Source organism: Brevibacillus formosus, assembly GCF_003013405.1.
In the GTDB taxonomy this organism is placed as follows: domain Bacteria; phylum Bacillota; class Bacilli; order Brevibacillales; family Brevibacillaceae; genus Brevibacillus; species Brevibacillus formosus.
In genome coordinates this window covers 302,825-318,870 of the sequence record NZ_PXZL01000013.1, presented here as the reverse complement: position 1 = coordinate 318,870, position 16,046 = coordinate 302,825, and the positions used below count along the sequence as shown (strand labels likewise).

The following is a 16,046-nucleotide window of genomic DNA, read 5'->3' as shown; positions in this document are numbered from 1 at the left end:
TAAGCCATCATGAATGGGAGATGAAGGATATACAAAACCTTCCCAATCGCTCGGGAAGGTTTGTGCATTTTTTATGAAGTTTAGCGCATAAGCTGCGCACGTTTTGGCAAAACATCATGACCGACTACTTCTGCGTACGTTTCGCGTCTTACGACCACTTCTGCTTCTCCGTCCTTGACAAATACAACTGCGGGACGAGCGATTCGGTTGTAGTTGTTCGCCATCGAATAACCGTATGCACCTGTACTTGGGACTGCGAGAATATCGCCCGCTTGCGCTTCTGGCAGCTTCACATCCCAGATGAGCATATCACCTGACTCACAGCACTTGCCTGCAATGGATACAACTTCAGTGGCAGGTGCATTCATTTTGTTCGCAATCGCTGCTTCGTATTCTGCATCGTACAAAGCTGGTCGCAGATTGTCTGTCATACCACCATCGACCGCAATATATTTCCGGACATTTGGAATGTCCTTATGCGATCCAATTCGATACAAGGTTGTCCCAGCATCCCCTACAATACTCCGGCCTGGTTCGATCCAAATCTCAGGTAGAGGAATCGCAAGCGCCGTCAGCTCTTGGCGAACGATATCTGTAATGGCTTTGATATACGTTTCCGCTGGCTGTGGTGTATCGCCTTCTACATACCGAATACCGAAGCCGCCTCCTACATTCAGTACTTCCGGCAGGAATCCAAGTTTTTCTTTTGCTTCGCCCAACAGTTCTGTCAATCGTTTGACAGCGACGAGGAAGCCTTCTGTTTCAAATATTTGTGATCCAATATGGCTGTGAACTCCCAATAAATGGAGATGATTGCTTTCGTGAGAGAATTGAATCGCCTCAAGAGCCTGGCCGTTTTGCACATCAAAACCAAACTTGGAGTCGATCTGCCCCGTAGAAATGTATTCATGTGTATGAGCTTCTACGCCCGGTGTGACACGTAAGAGAACGGCGACTTTTTCATTCCGCTCTTCGGCCAATTGTGCCAAGATATGCAACTCATAAAAGTTGTCCACAACGAAACAGCCAATTTTGGCATCAAGCGCCATGATTAACTCATCACGAGATTTGTTGTTGCCATGAAAATGGATGCGCTCTACGGGGAATCCAGCTTGCAGAGCCGTGTATAATTCGCCGCCAGATACTACATCGAGTGACAAGCCTTCCTCTTCAACCAGCTTGCACATCGCCATCGTGCAAAAAGCTTTGCTCGCGTAAGCAACCTGGAACGAAAAACCCGTATTGTGAAACGCCTTGACAAATTCCCGGCATTTGGTGCGAATTTGTTGTTCGTCATACACATATAAAGGTGTTCCGTAAGTAGCAGCTAGCTGTGTCGTATCGCAGCCTCCGATTTCCAAGTTTCCTTGTTCATTCACTCGACTTGTCCCGTGTAAGTACATGTTCCTTTTCCTCCCCAATTCATTCGCACCGATGATGTAAATAGACAATTTTTTATAGAGAAAGGCAACCAACATGGAGCGTCAGTTGCCATACAGAAACTTTTGTTCGTAAGGCTTCCCTACAATTTACTACAAGGTTGTGCGTTTGACAATGGGTGATGTCATCCGTTTTCAGAATATTATTGCCGGGAGGAATTTTGCGAGCGAACGATACTCGGCCTGTTGTTTTTGCTTGGCACAGCCAGCCGTACCACAATATCCTTCATCCCTTTGTAGTTGAATGGAATGAACGGCCATAAGTAAGGCGTATTGAGCGAACGGGTGGAAGCCAAGAAAATCAGGATGAGCGTAAGTCCGATCATCAGTCCCGGTGTAGAGAAAAAGCCCACCAAGAGAAGCAGAAACAAGCGAATAAGTCGATTGGCCAAGCTCAACTCATAACTAGGAGTCGCATACATCCCGATTGCCGCCACTGCCAAATACAAGATAACCTCGGGTGCAAGGAGTCCTACCTTGATCGCCACGTCCCCAACCAGAATCGCAGCCAATAAACCTACGGCAATCGAGAGTGGCGCAGGCGTATGGATGGCAGCCATCCGCATCAAGTCCAGACCAACCTCAGCGATCAAGAATTGTGCCAAAATAGGAATGCTACCCATCTTTTTGATCCCTAAGAAATGAAGTGGCTCCGGTATCATGGAAGGGTGCATGACTAAAAGCAACCAGACAGGCAAAACAAAAACCGAAGCAAAGATCCCCAAAAAACGAACCCAGCGCAGATAAGCACCGATCACCGGTGTTTGGCGATACTCCTCCGCATGCTGTACGTGATGAAAATAGGTCGCGGGTGTGATCATGACGCTCGGGGATGTGTCTACATAGATCAATACATGCCCTTCCAACAGGTGCACCGCTGCCACGTCAGGACGCTCCGTATAGCGGACGAGCGGGAACGGATTCAACGTCTGTCCAATGATAAATTCTTCGACCGTTTTTTCCGCCATTGGTATCCCGTCTATCTGGATGTTTTGCAGACGTTCCTTCAAGGTGTTGACCAACTCTTCATTCGCTACATCCTGCAAGTAAGCCACAGCTACGTCTGTTTTGGTACGTTCTCCAATTTGCATGATTTCAAAACGGAGCCGTTGGTCACGAATTCTTCGCCGGGTTAGACTTGTATTGGTTATGAGCACTTCTGTAAATCCGTCATGCGCTCCCCGAACGATTCGCTCCGTATCTGGTTCCTGTGGTGAACGATTTGGCAGTATTTTTGCATCGAGAATGATCGCGTGACGCGATCGGTCGATGATAAGCCCTACTTGACCGACGAGCAATTTGTCCATGAATTCGTCTGTTGTTTCCACCTTGCTGAGCTGAAAGAAAGGGATGAATTTGTGGAACAGCTGGTCGAAAGCGTCGTCTGCCAGCTCACGGTCGCGCACATCATTCAACTCACGCATAATTTGCGAAATGAGCAAGCTTTCTGCGAAGCCATTTATGTAATACAGCAACATTCGTGTATGACCCACATAAAAATCATGGACCCCAATATCAAAGCTCTTACCAACACCGAGTCTGTCGTTCAAATACCTCTGATTCTCTTCAAGATAAGTCGAGATGGGATGCCGTTTTTCCGTGACCTGTGCCATGAGCGCCGCTCCTTTCCATTATCCATTGCACCGCTCTCGTTGTGATGGGACAACCGTTTTGCAAACTATCCCTGCCTTCCATTTTGCCTATATCTCCAATGCCAATGACATTCGGTACATGCAAAGAATTCAAGATGTCTACGGTATCTCCATAAATCTGATGCTGAAGTTGTTCGTCTGCATATCCGTCTTTGTCCACCGCTTCGTCTACAATTTGTCCTTGGTTGTTTACGGAATAAGCGACAGTCGCACCCTTGACCCAGTGTGTATTCGAGGCTACTGCAATCGCACCGATAACTTCGATATCAGGATGCTTCACCACGTATTCGAGTGCTCGCTCCCCTCTACCCTTGCCGTAATCACCATTGTCATCGAACATGACGATAACAGGATCGTATGGCGTCATTTTAATCAGTTCGACTATCTGATTCCCACGCAGTGGGGTCGGATTCCCCGCAGACAGCGATATACATCGACCACCAAATTGCTTAGCGACATTCTCGATTACTTTTTGGGCAATATGATCTCCGTCTGTCACGACTATGACTTTCCGGCGCACTGTGTCCATGCTGGGTCACCGCCTTTTACTGCCTGGACTTACCCTTTGGGTTTAAAAATGAGTGAGGCAAAAAATCCGAATGCAATCGCAGCCGATATACCCGCACTCGTAACCTCAAAAATCCCCGTTGCCACACCGATGAACCCATGTTGTTCGGCCTCGCTGATGGCTCCATGATACAAAGAGTGACCAAAGCTCGTGATCGGTACAGTCGCACCTGCGCCTGCAAAATCAATAAACTTGTCATACACCCCGATAAAATCGAGAAAGACTCCTGCCACGACCAGCGTACTCATGACATGAGCAGGCGTTAGCTTGCCAACATCCAGAAGGAGCTGACCTACTACACAAACCAATCCCCCTACGACAAAAGCAATCAGGTATTCCATTAGCTGCCTCCTTCAAGCGCAACCGCGTGTGCGATGCACGGTATCGAATTTCCCTGCTGAGTGCTTACCGGACTTAAGAGTGCTCCCGTGGCGCAAACCAACACGTTTTTCAGTAACCCACGGTTGAGTTGATCAATAATGTAGCTATACGTGACCACGGCACTGCTTGCACAACCGCTCCCACCTGCAAATACATCCTGATCAGGGGAGTAAATCATCAACCCACAATCATTGTAGACTTGATCCATGTCGTATCCTTCTGCCAACATGAGTTCCTTTAGAATCGGGTACCCGACAGCAGCCAAGTCGCCAGTCACGATCAAATCATAGGTTTCTGGGGAGCGCCCCGTATCTTGAAAATGCGTCTGGATCGTTGAAGCAGCTGCTGGCGCCATCGCCGTCCCCATGTCAAACGGGTCTTTAATCCCCATGTCGACTACTTTTCCCATCGTCGCATATGTAATGCGCGGACCATTTCCCCCTATCCCAACCAATCCCGCGCCGGCTCCTGTCACTGTCCACTGGGCACTTGGGGGCTTCTGTCCTCCGTATTCCGTGGGATAACGATACTGCCTCTCCGCAGTGGCATTGTGGCTACTGCAAGCAGCGATCGCCCTGTTTGCATAGCCTGCGTTTACCAGAGCTGCCGCATTTGCCAGTGTGAGCATCGAGGTTGAGCACGCTCCGTACATGCCAAGCAGGGGCATCGCCAGCTTTTCTGCCGTAAAGTTGGTCGTGATGTTCTGATTCAACAGGTCGCCGGCGAGAATGATATCTACATCCTTGCCCGTGATCCCCGCCTTTTGCAGCAAGGTATTCACTGCATCCTCCATCAGCTGGCGTTCGGCGTCTTCCCATGTCTGTTGGCCTGCATACATATCGTCGTGGATTTTATCAAACAAGTGCGCCAGCGGTCCTTCGCCTTCTTTTGGTCCCACAGCAACTGCCGAGCTTTGCAGACGAACATTTTGATCGAAGTGCCAGGTTTGCCGATTGACTCGTTTCACTGGTTGATTGTTTGACACCGACAGCCCTCCCTTAGAAAAACATGTTGATCAGGCTCTTTATTATTCCCGCAATGAAAGCGGCAACAACCCCAAATACAATGACCGAACCAGCGAGCTTAAACATATTTCCCCCAACGCCAAGCACATACCCTTCGCTCCGATGTTCGATGGCAGCAGAAGCGATCGAGTTGGCAAAGCCTGTAACAGGAACGGCTGATCCTGCTCCGGCATACTGCCCGATATTGTCATACACACCTAATCCTGTGAGCAAAACGGATAGAAAGATGAGCGTCGCAACGGTCGGATTGCTTGCCGTTTTCTCCGTAAATCCGAAGAAGGTGATATACATATTTTGAATGGCCTGACCCAACAAGCATATGGTCCCTCCCACCCAGAAAGCGCGAAACGAGTTAAGCAGAACATTTCGTTTGGGCTGGAACTTGGAAGCCTGCTGTTGATACAGCTGTTTGGTCATCTGCATCGATCCGGGGTTTTTGGATTTTGTTTTGGTTGCCATGCCCTTTCACTCCCTTTGTAAGCTTTCTTCCTATATCCTTCCTTTTTCTAAAGATGCCTATGAATAGTGGTATTTACCATTTCACAGATGGAGCAGCCATTGCAGTAAGGAACCCGTCACTTTTCCCAAAACCACTGCCATCAACAGAAAGAGAAGACTGCCATCCATGTGGATCCGCTTCGCTAATATCGGGAAGACATTCAGTACCTCTGTTAGGCCTGCGGCAAGTGTCCCCACAAATATCCCTGCGAATATCCCGTAAATCGAAGAAACGATAACAGGCAAACGAGCACCCCAGTGAAAAAAATCAATAAACGTAAAAAAAAGCGCTCCTGCCACCAAGGCCCATTCCAGCGAGCGGATATATCGATGAGCATTTGTTAATTGTGTCAACCTTGGAATGATGTCCAGAACGGTAATAAACGCAACCAGCCCGCTCCCTACTGCAAGCCCTCCACCCAGCCCGATCAAAATAAGCAATAAGCACTTGATGACACTCATTTCTTCGTCCGTTGGTTTTCCTTGTTTTCATTTTGTATGTAGTATTGATCCAGGCTTTGCTGATACATAAACAATTCCACTTCTAGCGGACTAGGTTCTTCGTTGATTTTTTTCTCGAAGATATGATTGAAAAACAGAATCATCCCCAAACCAATTCCGATGGAGTAAGGAATCTGCATCCACAAGGGCTGATGGCTTTTTTCACCTGTAATCAGATAGTAGATTCGTTCGTGAACCTGCATCATGCTGACATCGGTATGGAAATTCATGATCGCCAATCCTGAGCCAATGAACAGTAGAAGCCACACCATCGCCACCAAGATCGGGTTCGATTTCTTTCGTGGATTGAGCACCTCAACAATGATTTGGGGAGAACCCTGTACGTCCAGTTCCACGTCGGGATAGACAGAACGCAGCCTTTTAATCACCTGCATAATATCGATAATGATCAAGTTGCCATCCGTTGGCTTTGTCTGGTAAATGGGCATCCGCTTTAACGCTTCCTCGCGCTCTCCATCCCAGTAAAGCTGGCAAATGTCCCCAAGCGTAATCATGGCTTGTGGCTGTACGGCCAATCGCTTTCTCAGGCGCAGAAACAACGCGTCTTTCATGGTACCTTCCCCTTCCATCACATACCTGATTATTCGCTAGTATGTGCCGAGCCACAAAAGCCATGCAAATAAGCGGAAATGATCATTTATTTGCGGACGCAAGCGGCCACATTCTGTTTCACGAAAAACGTCGAGTCGTAATTACAAAACAAAACACCCCTGCCACGTAGTGACCGGAGTGTTCGCATCTGTTAATGCTCAATTTGATCTTTGATCGTTTGCAAAATGCGCTTCTCGAGGCGCGATACCTGTACTTGCGAGATTCCTAGCCTCTCCGCTACTTCCGATTGCGTCTGATCCTTGTAGTAACGCAGGTAGACAATGAGTTGTTCCCTCTCGCTCAACCGACTGATCGCATCCTTGAGCGCAATCTTTTCAAACCATTTGTTGACCCCTTCATCCGCAATCTGATCGATCAACGTAATGGGGTCCCCGTCATTTTCAAAAACCGTTTCATGGATGGAAGAAGGGGCTCGATTTGCTTCTTGCGCAAACACGACTTCTTCTGGCGTAATCCCCACCGCGTCCGCAACCTCCGCAATCGTGGGTGCGCGACCGAATTGCTTGTACAGCTCATCCTTTGTTCGTCGTACCTTATTCGCTGTTTCTTTGAGTGATCGACTTACCTTGACTGTACCGTCATCGCGTAAGAAGCGTTGAATTTCCCCAATAATCATCGGCACAGCATAGGTTGAGAATCGAACATCATAGGAGAGATCAAACTTGTCTACGGCTTTCAAAAGGCCAATACAACCGATCTGAAACAAATCATCCGCTTCATATCCACGGTTGATAAAGCGCTGGACGACGGACCAGACCAGCCGAATATTGCTATTGACGAGAAGCTCCCGTGCCTCCGTGTCTCCAGCTTGGCTTTTGGCGATTAGCTCTTTTACTTGGTCATTGGTCAGAAATGGTTGACTCGCGTTTTTGATATCGGCACCCATAGGCACTACCCCTAATTTTGCAAGGCTTTGGCAAACGCCAGGCGTTTGGTGAGGCGCACAGTTGTTCCTTTACCCACAACCGTTGCCACTTCCAAAGAATCCATGAAATTCTCCATAATCGTAAAGCCCATTCCAGAGCGCTCCAGCTCCGGTTTCGTCGTATACAGTGGCTGCATCGCCTGCTCCACGTCCTCAATTCCACGTCCATTGTCTTCCACAATCAGATCAATGCTGTCCTCTTGAATTCGTACAGAGATCTGTACCACACCCTCTGGATTTTCGTCATAACCATGAATAATGGCATTCGTAACAGCCTCGGATATAACGGTTTTAATTTCTTCGAGCTCGTCCATCGTAATATCGAGTTGCGAAATGAAGGCTGCAACTGCTACACGTGCGAATGCCTCATTTTGGCTCAACGCTGCAAACGACACTGACATAAAGTTACGCTGTACCATCATTACGCCACCCCCAGAACATGCAAAGCATCCGCTTCGTTTTCGCGAAACTTGATCACCTTGAATAACCCGGACATCTCAAATATTCGATAGATCGTAGGATTGATCGAGCAGACGTACATTTCTCCAGATCGGGCAGAAATCTGCTTGTATCTTCCCAAAATAACCCCGATACCAGAGCTGTCCATAAACGTCAAATCAGCCAGACTCAGCACGATATGACGAATAGTAGAGGTACGCAAAAGATCATCTGCCTTCTTGCGCAGCTCCTCTGCCGTATGATGGTCAAGCTCACCTTGCAAACGGATCACTAGCACATCCTGCCGTGTCTCCATCGCAACTCGTAAACTCATAGCTGCCACACTCCTTCTCCCTTGATAGAAACTCTCTTTCTTCCTCAGTGAAACCAATTCCTGCCAGCCGACAAAAGAACAAAAAAATCGAGCAGCCGCGCCTTTCCATTCGGGGCAACTCGATTCTTTTCGCGCTCATGCTGTCTGTCAGTAGCTAATCAAAATGCTCTTGGTGGTTCGCTTGAGAATCTCCCACATGTTGGCTTTATCAACCTGATCTTCTGGGTACAGATCAATTCGATTTACTTCTTTGCCATCTTTCGTGCGGATGAAAATGTGGCCGATTACTTGGTTCTTTGCTATCGGAGCTTGAATCGCCTCATTGATGACAATTTCCCTCTGGTAGGTATCGGCCGATTCTCCTTTTTTCATCAACAAACTAACTGCATGTGGTGTCACCGCATTGATTTGTGGTTTCTGACCTTTATCCACTACGAGTGCACGCACAGGTTCTCCCTTTTTGTACATCGGCATCACCTGAAAGTGTGTGAATGCGTAATTGAACATGGTCGATACTTCATTATTGCGCGTTTTTACATCAGGCTCACCCATGACGACTGCAATGACACGCATGTTGTTACGTTTGGCAGTCGCTGTTAAACAGTATTTCGCTTCGCCTGTGTACCCTGTTTTCAAACCGTCCACCCCTTCATAGAAACGCACTAGCTTATTCGTATTCACAAGCCAGAAGGGGCTTTCTGTATCTTTTCGCAAGTAGTCTTGGTAAGTACCGGTGAACTTCGTGATGCCATCGTGCTTTAAGAGCTCACGTGACATGATCGCAATATCTGCTGCCGAAGAGTAGTGATTCGCGGCAGGAAGTCCATTTGAGTTGACAAAATGCGTATTTTTCATGCCGAGCTGCTGTGCACGTTCATTCATCCGCTCGACAAAACTCTCTTCTGTCCCAGCCAAGTGCTCAGCCATCGCAACAGAGGCATCATTCCCTGATGCAATCGCAATGCCTTTCATCATGTCCTCAACCGTCATTTCTTCACCGGGCTGTAGAAAAATTTGCGACCCGCCCATCGATGCTGCTCTTTCACTTGTTCGAACCTTATCGGTAAGCTTAAGCTCTCCCCGCTCCACCGCTTCCATGATCAAAAGCATGGTCATTACTTTGGTGATACTGGCGGGTGGCATTTTTTCATCGGCGTTCTTTTCATACAAGACTGTTCCCGTATCCGCTTCAATCATCACTGCGGATGAAGCTTGTGGGGCAAAATGATTGTCACCCTTTTGCTGTCCAGCCTTTTCTTTGGCAATAGCCATCGGAGAAAAGATGGTAAGGCACATAACGAAGCATAGAGCGAGGTATCCATTCCGTTTCATAGCAGTCTCTTCCCTCCATTCATGGTTTTATTCTCACCATCATGAAAGGAAAATATTCACACAAAAACGGCTAGATTCTCTTCTCGAAAGCACATCTGGTTAGACAAAAAAATCCCTTCTGCTACTAACAGAAGGGACACTTTCCTAAATGACGAAGCGGCTCACATTTTGCGTTAGCTCGTCCGCCATTTTTTTCAATTGCTCTACGTTTTCATTAATGCGTGCGATCGAATTCAATTGTTCATCCACTGTCTCTACCACACCTGAGATGGATTCACTAATTTCATCCGACATAGTGGCAAGACGCTGCATGGAGTTCGTCACAACCTGATTACCTGCTGCCATTTCTTCCGAGGTCGCCGTCATTGATTCGCTCTGCTCTGCAGCCGATTGAATCTCTGCCACGATATTTTGGAAAGCAGTACCCACAGACTCTACTGACTGCAAGCCTCCGCTCACCATGGTAACGATCTCGTCCATATGCTTGCTCATATCCATTGCCTCATCATTGATCGAATGGGCAATGGCAGCGATACGCTCAGAGAAGGAGCTGCTGTCCTCTGCGAGCTTGCGAACCTCGCTGGCTACAACCGAGAAGCCTCGTCCAGCATCTCCAGCACGAGCAGCCTCAATAGCTGCATTCAGCGCCAGCAAATTTGTCTGCGATGCAATACTTGTAATCATTTCGACGATGCTCGTAATTTCACGAGCCCTCTCACGAAGACTGTGCATTTGCCCAGCAGTACGTTCTACCTCACCAGTGGCACGTCTTACCGTATTGATTACGTTCTCCACTAACTCCATTCCGTTTTGCGCTCTCTCAAACGTACGGGTCGTGGCAACCGATGTAGATTCGGCAGCCACTGCCACCTGTTCAACGCCTTCCGATATTTCCGAGACGGTATTGGCCGTTGCTTGCACTTCATTCGTCTGCGTAGAAACGCGTTGGGCAATCGTTGAAATATTATCCGTAATGACGTTAATGGCACCTTTGTTCTCTTGCGCAAAAAGTGTCAGCTCATCTGTCGCTACGTTCAGTTGTGTCGCTTGTCCCTGTACTAGGGCAATCAGCTTGCGAAGTTCAGCAGCCATGTCATTCATTTTGCGGCCAACCATAGCCAGCTCGTCATTGCCGTTTACCTTTACGTTGATATTAAAATGTCCGGCGCCGATTTGATCCATATCCCGGGCTATCGCAAACAAGGAAAGCCGAATCCGTTTCGCAAACCACCAAATCGCCCAAACCGAGAGGCCGATGATCGGCAAGCTGAAGAGTACGAAGTACAGCCACATTCCGTCCACTTCACCATACACCTCGTCGGTTCCCGTGGACAAAACCACATTCCATTTCAACATCGGAATCGGTGCAAAAGCTGCAAATGAATCAATACCATGATCCGAGTACAATAAGCTGTTACTTGTCTCATGCTTCATCAGGGCAAGCATCTCTTCATAATCTTTGTCGCCAGCCAGCACAAGCTTGTTGTTGTTGTTCGGATTTTGATGGGCGACAACCAAACCATCTTGTCGAACAACAAATGCGTAGCCATTTTCCATGAAAGAGATCTCAGGAATCTTTTGAATCATTTGATCAATCGTAAAACCAACAACAAACAATCGGCTCGTATCGTCGGCCTTTTCCCCAACGGGTGTCGCAATATAAAGAAAACTCTTGTTGCTGCCTTCAACGATTTCTTCATCAGAAATAACCAAGGATTTCGTCGTTAGTGCTCTTTGGAAGTACTGCTTTTGCTTGAAGTCAATCTCATTTGTCCCGGTCAAGGAATACAAGGACTTCCCGGTAGTCGTGTCGATCAAATAGATTCTGGATACTTCTTTATGCGTCTGGCGCAATAAAGTAAACTGCTCCATGATAAGAGGTTGCAACTCTGTCATCATCACACGCTTGGTTGCAGCCGATTTGGTGGAGTTCACAATCGCTTTAATGTCATCTTCCATGCTGTTCGCATGCTGGTCAGCCAGCATTTTCGCCTGGTTAGAGGTAATGCTAAACAATGTTGATTTCGAGAAGGAAAGGGCTATGTATTGTAAAGAACCGATAATAATAAGTACAAGAATTAGACCAAACACAATCATTTTTGTAGCAAGAGAGCCTTTTAGCTTTTCCGTTGCTACTTGGCTAGTCAGGTTTACTTTTTTTAAGAGATTCGAAATTCCCTCCTTCTTTTTCCACCGTGGCGACAAAAATTTACTCATGCTGCTTGCCCCCTTTATCACTGCTACAATTTTCCAGTGCAAGAACTCCGAAAAAATACCCCTGAAAAAACTGCCTCTGGGTACAATACCCATTTTTTTCAGAGGTAAAACCTCCCTTATGAAGGGAAACGAGTTCCGGGCTGCACGAGTAGCCTCGGAACTCGCTATTTGTAATTGATTTAGTTATACAAATGACAAGCTGCGAAATGTCCTGGCTCTACTTCTTTCCATACAGGCACGGATGCAGCACATTCCGGCATTGCTTTCGGGCAACGAGTACGGAAATGGCAACCGCTTGGTGGGTTCATTGGGCTAGGTACATCGCCTTGCAATACAATGCGCTCACGGTTACGCTCAACTTCTGGGTCTGGAATCGGAATCGCAGACAACAGCGCTTGCGTATACGGATGGAGCGGCTTTTCATACAAAGCATCACTCTCTGCCAGCTCAACCATTTTCCCCAGGTACATAACCGCTACACGGTCGGAAATGTATTTTACCATGGACAAGTCATGGGCAATGAACATGTAGGTCAAGCCCATTTTTTCTTGCAGTTGTTCCAGCAAGTTTACAACCTGTGCTTGTACGGAAACGTCCAAAGCAGAGATCGGCTCGTCACACACGATGAATTTTGGCTCTACTGCCAATGCACGGGCAATTCCGATACGTTGGCGCTGACCGCCTGAAAACTCATGTGGGAAGCGGTTCATATGCTCAGGATTCAAGCTCACCAAGGAAAGGAGCTCCTGGATGCGCTCTTTGCGCTTCTGACCAGTCGCCAGACCATGAATATCCAGCGCCTCGCCAATGATATCCCCGACCGTCATACGCGGATTCAAGGATGCGTAAGGGTCTTGGAAAATCATTTGCATGTTGCGGCGCATTGCCTTCATTTCCTGCTGGTTCAAATTCATGATGCTCTTGCCTTCAAATAGGACGTCCCCTTCAGTCGCATCATACAGTCTCAAGATGGTACGACCGGCAGTGGACTTTCCACAGCCTGACTCTCCTACTACGCCCAATGTTTCTCCACGTTTGATCTCAAACGAGATATCATTTACAGCTTTCAGAGTGTTATCTCCAATTGAAAAGAACTTTTTTAGATTGCGTACTTCAATCAAATTATCACGTTTATCCACTGATATCCCTCCTTCTACGCACGGTTCTGAGCAAGCGGATGCTGAAGCCAACAAGCTGCTCGCTGAGTCGTGCTGATGTCGTTCAGCTCAGGATCGATCTCTTGGCACACACGCATCGCTGATTCGCAACGCGCAGTGAATCCACAGCCAACTGGCGGACGCAGAAGGTCTGGCGGCGTACCAAAAATCGGTGTCAGTGGCTCGTCACGGTTCAAGTCAAGACGTGGTACCGAGCGAAGCAAGCCTTTGGTGTAAGGGTGTTGCGGATTGTAGAAAATATCGTCAACTGTTCCTGTCTCAATCACTTTTCCTGCGTACATAACGATTACGCGGTCACACATTTCAGCAACAACACCAAGGTCATGCGTGATCAAGATAATGGAAGTACCGGTTTTCTTTTGCAATTCTTTCATCAGGTCCAAAATTTGCGCCTGAATCGTTACGTCCAAAGCTGTCGTCGGTTCATCCGCAATCAACAGCTTCGGCGAACAGGCGAGAGCGATTGCGATCATCGCACGCTGACGCATACCGCCAGAGAACTCGTGTGGATATTGCTCCACACGTCTCTCAGGTTGCGGAATACCAACCATGGTCAAGAGCTCAATGGCACGATCACGTGCCGCTGCTTTCGACATGTTTTGGTGTTTGATCAAGCCCTCAGTAATTTGGCTACCGATGGTCATTGTTGGGTTCAAGGAAGTCATTGGATCTTGGAAAATCATCCCGATATCTTTACCGCGGATCGATTCCATCTCTTTTTTCGACTTCTTGACGATATCATCGCCATTGAAGAGAATTTGCCCTTTTTTAATTTCACCTGGAGGCATAGGAATCAGCTTCATGAGGGTTTGAGCGGTTACGGATTTACCGCAACCGGACTCCCCTACAATTGCTACAGCCTCTCCGCGGTTGACGTGAAAATTCACACCGCGGACTGCTTTTACTTCACCTGCATACGTATGGAAGGATACATGCAGGTCTTTTACATCAAGAATGCGTTCCATAACGACGTTCCCTCCTATTTACGCAGGCGTGGGTCTACTGCATCGCGCAGACCGTCACCGAACAAGTTAAATGCCAAGATGGTCATGGAAATAAAGATTGCCGGGAAAGTCAAACGCCATGGATAGTACTTCATGGCCGGCAAGCCCTCATTGGACATCGTTCCCCACGATGCAATCGGTGCCGAAACCCCTAACCCGATAAAGGACAAGAAGGATTCTGCGAAAATCGCGGAAGGTACAGTCAAGCTCAATGTTACGATGATTGGGCCCAATGCATTAGGAATCAAGTGTTTGAAGATCAGACGGTTGGCGTCAGCACCAAGGGAGCGCGCTGCCAGTACAAACTCTTGATTTTTCAATTGAAGGATCTGACCACGCACAATCCGGGCCATACCGATCCATCCCGTTATCGTTAAGGCAATAATAATCGTTCCGACACCAGGCTCTAACACTACCATCAACAAAATAACAACCAGCAGGTAAGGAATCGCAAACAGGATGTCCGCAATACGCATCATGATTTCATCTACTCTGCCACCATAGAAACCTGCGAGACCGCCCCAGATCACACCAATGATCAGATCAATAAACGCTGCGGCAAGACCTACTTGCAGAGAAATACGTGCACCGTACCAGATACGCTCAAATACGTCACGACCCAAGTCATCTGTACCAAACCAGTGTTCAGCAGATGGCTTCTTGTTCTTGCCAGCCAAATCAGTCGTAAAATAATCTTGTGGAGTAAGCCATGGAACCACAATGGCACATACGATCAACGCAACAATGAAGATCATGGAAGCCATTGCAACTTTATTCATTCTCATACGGCGCCAAACGTCAGACCAGAAAGAGAGACTTGGGCGCTTGATTGCTTCTGCTTGACGAAGGTCGACGGAAATTGGCTCAAAATGTTCTTTAGTCAAGTTTTGCACGTGTCATTACTCCTTTCCTGCGTCCGAAAGTTTGATCCGTGGGTCTACCAAGGTGTATGCGATGTCAACAATCAGAATCATCACAACCAGGATAATGGAGTAGAACACGGTCGTACCCATAATTACCGTATAGTCGCGGTTTGTAATAGACAATACGAATTCGCGACCAAGACCAGGAACACCGAAAATACGTTCAATAACGAATGCACCTGTCAAGATACCGGCAATCAGTGGACCCAGGTAAGTAACAACTGGCAAGAGCGCATTACGAATTGCGTGTTTAACTGTAATGGCAACAGTGTGCAATCCTTTTGCTTTTGCTGTTTTGATGTAATCTTGACCCATAACTTCAATCATATTGGAACGCGTCAAACGCGCGATAAATGCCATCGGTGATGCGGCGAGTGCCAATGAAGGAAGGATGGTGTACTCAAATCCTTCCCATTTCGCGATTGGAAACCAGCCCAATTGAATAGCGAAAATGTATTGGTAAAAGGACGCCAAAATAAAGCTTGGTACCGATAATCCCAGAACGGCGATGACCATTGCAGAATAGTCTTGCCATTTATTATGGTTTAGTGCTGCGATAACCCCTAACGTAATTCCACCAAAGATAGCGAGCAATAAAGCTTGTGCTCCCAAGTGAGCAGAAACTGGGAAACCACGACTAATCATGTCGTTAACAGTCGAAGATTTCTCCGTAAACGACGGACCGAGATCCCATGTTACTACACCTTTCAAATATTCAAAGTATTGTTCATGCAACGGCAGGTTCAGCTTGTACTTTGCCTCTAGTGCTGCCTTAATTTCCGGCGGGACCTGCTTCTCGGATGTAAATGGACCACCTGGTACTGCTTTCATGATGAAGAAGGTGGCCGTTACAATTAAGAAGAGCGAGATGAGCATAAAAATGATGCGCTTACCGAGATAACGGATCAACTAACTTACCCCCTTGGTAGATTTTTGATTGCTTTCACGTCCCATGTTTACACTGCGGAACGCTGCCGACACAGTGTAAAAATCGGCTG

The 16,046-nt window shown here is 47.5% G+C and carries 17 protein-coding genes; all 17 read right to left on the bottom strand.

What is annotated here, in order from left to right; translation table 11 throughout:
- Window positions 1-80: 80 nt before the first annotated feature.
- The 17 genes from lysA to C7R91_RS14040 all read right to left on the bottom strand — a co-directional run bounded on the left by lysA (window position 81) and on the right by C7R91_RS14040 (window position 15,957).
- Complete coding sequence (gene lysA, locus C7R91_RS14120) at window positions 81-1,403, bottom strand: diaminopimelate decarboxylase (RefSeq protein WP_047068913.1); 1,323 nt, start codon at window positions 1,401-1,403, stop codon at window positions 81-83.
- A 179-nt stretch (window positions 1,404-1,582) separates the two neighbouring features.
- Entirely contained in the window at window positions 1,583-3,052 is a 1,470-nt protein-coding gene (locus tag C7R91_RS14115; RefSeq protein WP_047068912.1) for a spore germination protein, read from the bottom strand.
- On the bottom strand, window positions 3,006-3,620 hold the full coding sequence (spoVAEA, locus tag C7R91_RS14110; protein WP_047068911.1) for a stage V sporulation protein SpoVABEA: 615 nt from the start codon (window positions 3,618-3,620) through the stop codon (window positions 3,006-3,008). Before spoVAEA ends, C7R91_RS14115 begins: the two co-directional genes overlap by 47 nt.
- Window positions 3,621-3,649: 29 nt before the next feature.
- Complete coding sequence (spoVAE, locus tag C7R91_RS14105) at window positions 3,650-4,000, bottom strand: stage V sporulation protein AE (RefSeq protein WP_047068910.1); 351 nt, start codon at window positions 3,998-4,000, stop codon at window positions 3,650-3,652.
- Window positions 4,000-5,025 (bottom strand): stage V sporulation protein AD, encoded by a 1,026-nt coding sequence (gene spoVAD, locus C7R91_RS14100; protein ID WP_047068909.1) that lies wholly within the window; start codon window positions 5,023-5,025, stop codon window positions 4,000-4,002. Before spoVAD ends, spoVAE begins: the two co-directional genes overlap by 1 nt.
- Window positions 5,026-5,038: 13 nt before the next feature.
- Entirely contained in the window at window positions 5,039-5,524 is a 486-nt protein-coding gene (gene spoVAC, locus C7R91_RS14095; protein WP_047068907.1) for a stage V sporulation protein AC, read from the bottom strand.
- A gap of 81 nt (window positions 5,525-5,605) precedes the next feature.
- Window positions 5,606-6,025, bottom strand: a complete 420-nt coding sequence (locus C7R91_RS14090; protein WP_047068905.1) for a stage V sporulation protein AB — start codon at window positions 6,023-6,025, stop codon at window positions 5,606-5,608.
- The gene (locus C7R91_RS14085; RefSeq protein ID WP_047068904.1) at window positions 6,022-6,636 is read right to left on the bottom strand and encodes a stage V sporulation protein AA; all 615 of its coding nucleotides are present in this window, start codon (window positions 6,634-6,636) and stop codon (window positions 6,022-6,024) included. Before C7R91_RS14085 ends, C7R91_RS14090 begins: the two co-directional genes overlap by 4 nt.
- A 191-nt stretch (window positions 6,637-6,827) precedes the next feature.
- The gene (sigF, locus tag C7R91_RS14080) at window positions 6,828-7,583 is read right to left on the bottom strand and encodes an RNA polymerase sporulation sigma factor SigF (protein ID WP_005827375.1); all 756 of its coding nucleotides are present in this window, start codon (window positions 7,581-7,583) and stop codon (window positions 6,828-6,830) included.
- 11 nt (window positions 7,584-7,594) lie between these two features.
- Window positions 7,595-8,044 (bottom strand): anti-sigma F factor, encoded by a 450-nt coding sequence (gene spoIIAB / locus C7R91_RS14075; RefSeq protein ID WP_007724107.1) that lies wholly within the window; start codon window positions 8,042-8,044, stop codon window positions 7,595-7,597.
- Window positions 8,044-8,394, bottom strand: a complete 351-nt coding sequence (gene spoIIAA / locus C7R91_RS14070; RefSeq protein WP_007724108.1) for an anti-sigma F factor antagonist — start codon at window positions 8,392-8,394, stop codon at window positions 8,044-8,046. The genes spoIIAB and spoIIAA overlap by 1 nt, the downstream gene beginning before the upstream one ends.
- A gap of 147 nt (window positions 8,395-8,541) precedes the next feature.
- Window positions 8,542-9,726 (bottom strand): D-alanyl-D-alanine carboxypeptidase family protein, encoded by a 1,185-nt coding sequence (locus tag C7R91_RS14065; protein ID WP_047068903.1) that lies wholly within the window; start codon window positions 9,724-9,726, stop codon window positions 8,542-8,544.
- 144 nt (window positions 9,727-9,870) lie between these two features.
- On the bottom strand, window positions 9,871-11,943 hold the full coding sequence (locus C7R91_RS14060) for a methyl-accepting chemotaxis protein (RefSeq protein WP_047068902.1): 2,073 nt from the start codon (window positions 11,941-11,943) through the stop codon (window positions 9,871-9,873).
- Between the two features lie 179 nt (window positions 11,944-12,122).
- A complete protein-coding gene (locus C7R91_RS14055) occupies window positions 12,123-13,082 on the bottom strand; it encodes an ABC transporter ATP-binding protein (RefSeq protein ID WP_047068901.1) in 960 nt (319 codons plus the stop codon).
- Window positions 13,083-13,096: 14 nt separating this feature from the next.
- Window positions 13,097-14,086 carry an ABC transporter ATP-binding protein gene (locus tag C7R91_RS14050; RefSeq protein ID WP_047068900.1) on the bottom strand — a complete coding sequence of 330 codons (990 nt, stop codon included), beginning with the start codon at window positions 14,084-14,086 and terminating at the stop codon, window positions 13,097-13,099.
- Window positions 14,087-14,100: 14 nt separating this feature from the next.
- Complete coding sequence (locus C7R91_RS14045) at window positions 14,101-15,018, bottom strand: ABC transporter permease (RefSeq protein WP_047068899.1); 918 nt, start codon at window positions 15,016-15,018, stop codon at window positions 14,101-14,103.
- A 6-nt stretch (window positions 15,019-15,024) separates the two neighbouring features.
- The gene (locus C7R91_RS14040) at window positions 15,025-15,957 is read right to left on the bottom strand and encodes an ABC transporter permease (RefSeq protein WP_047068897.1); all 933 of its coding nucleotides are present in this window, start codon (window positions 15,955-15,957) and stop codon (window positions 15,025-15,027) included.
- Window positions 15,958-16,046 lie beyond the last annotated feature (89 nt).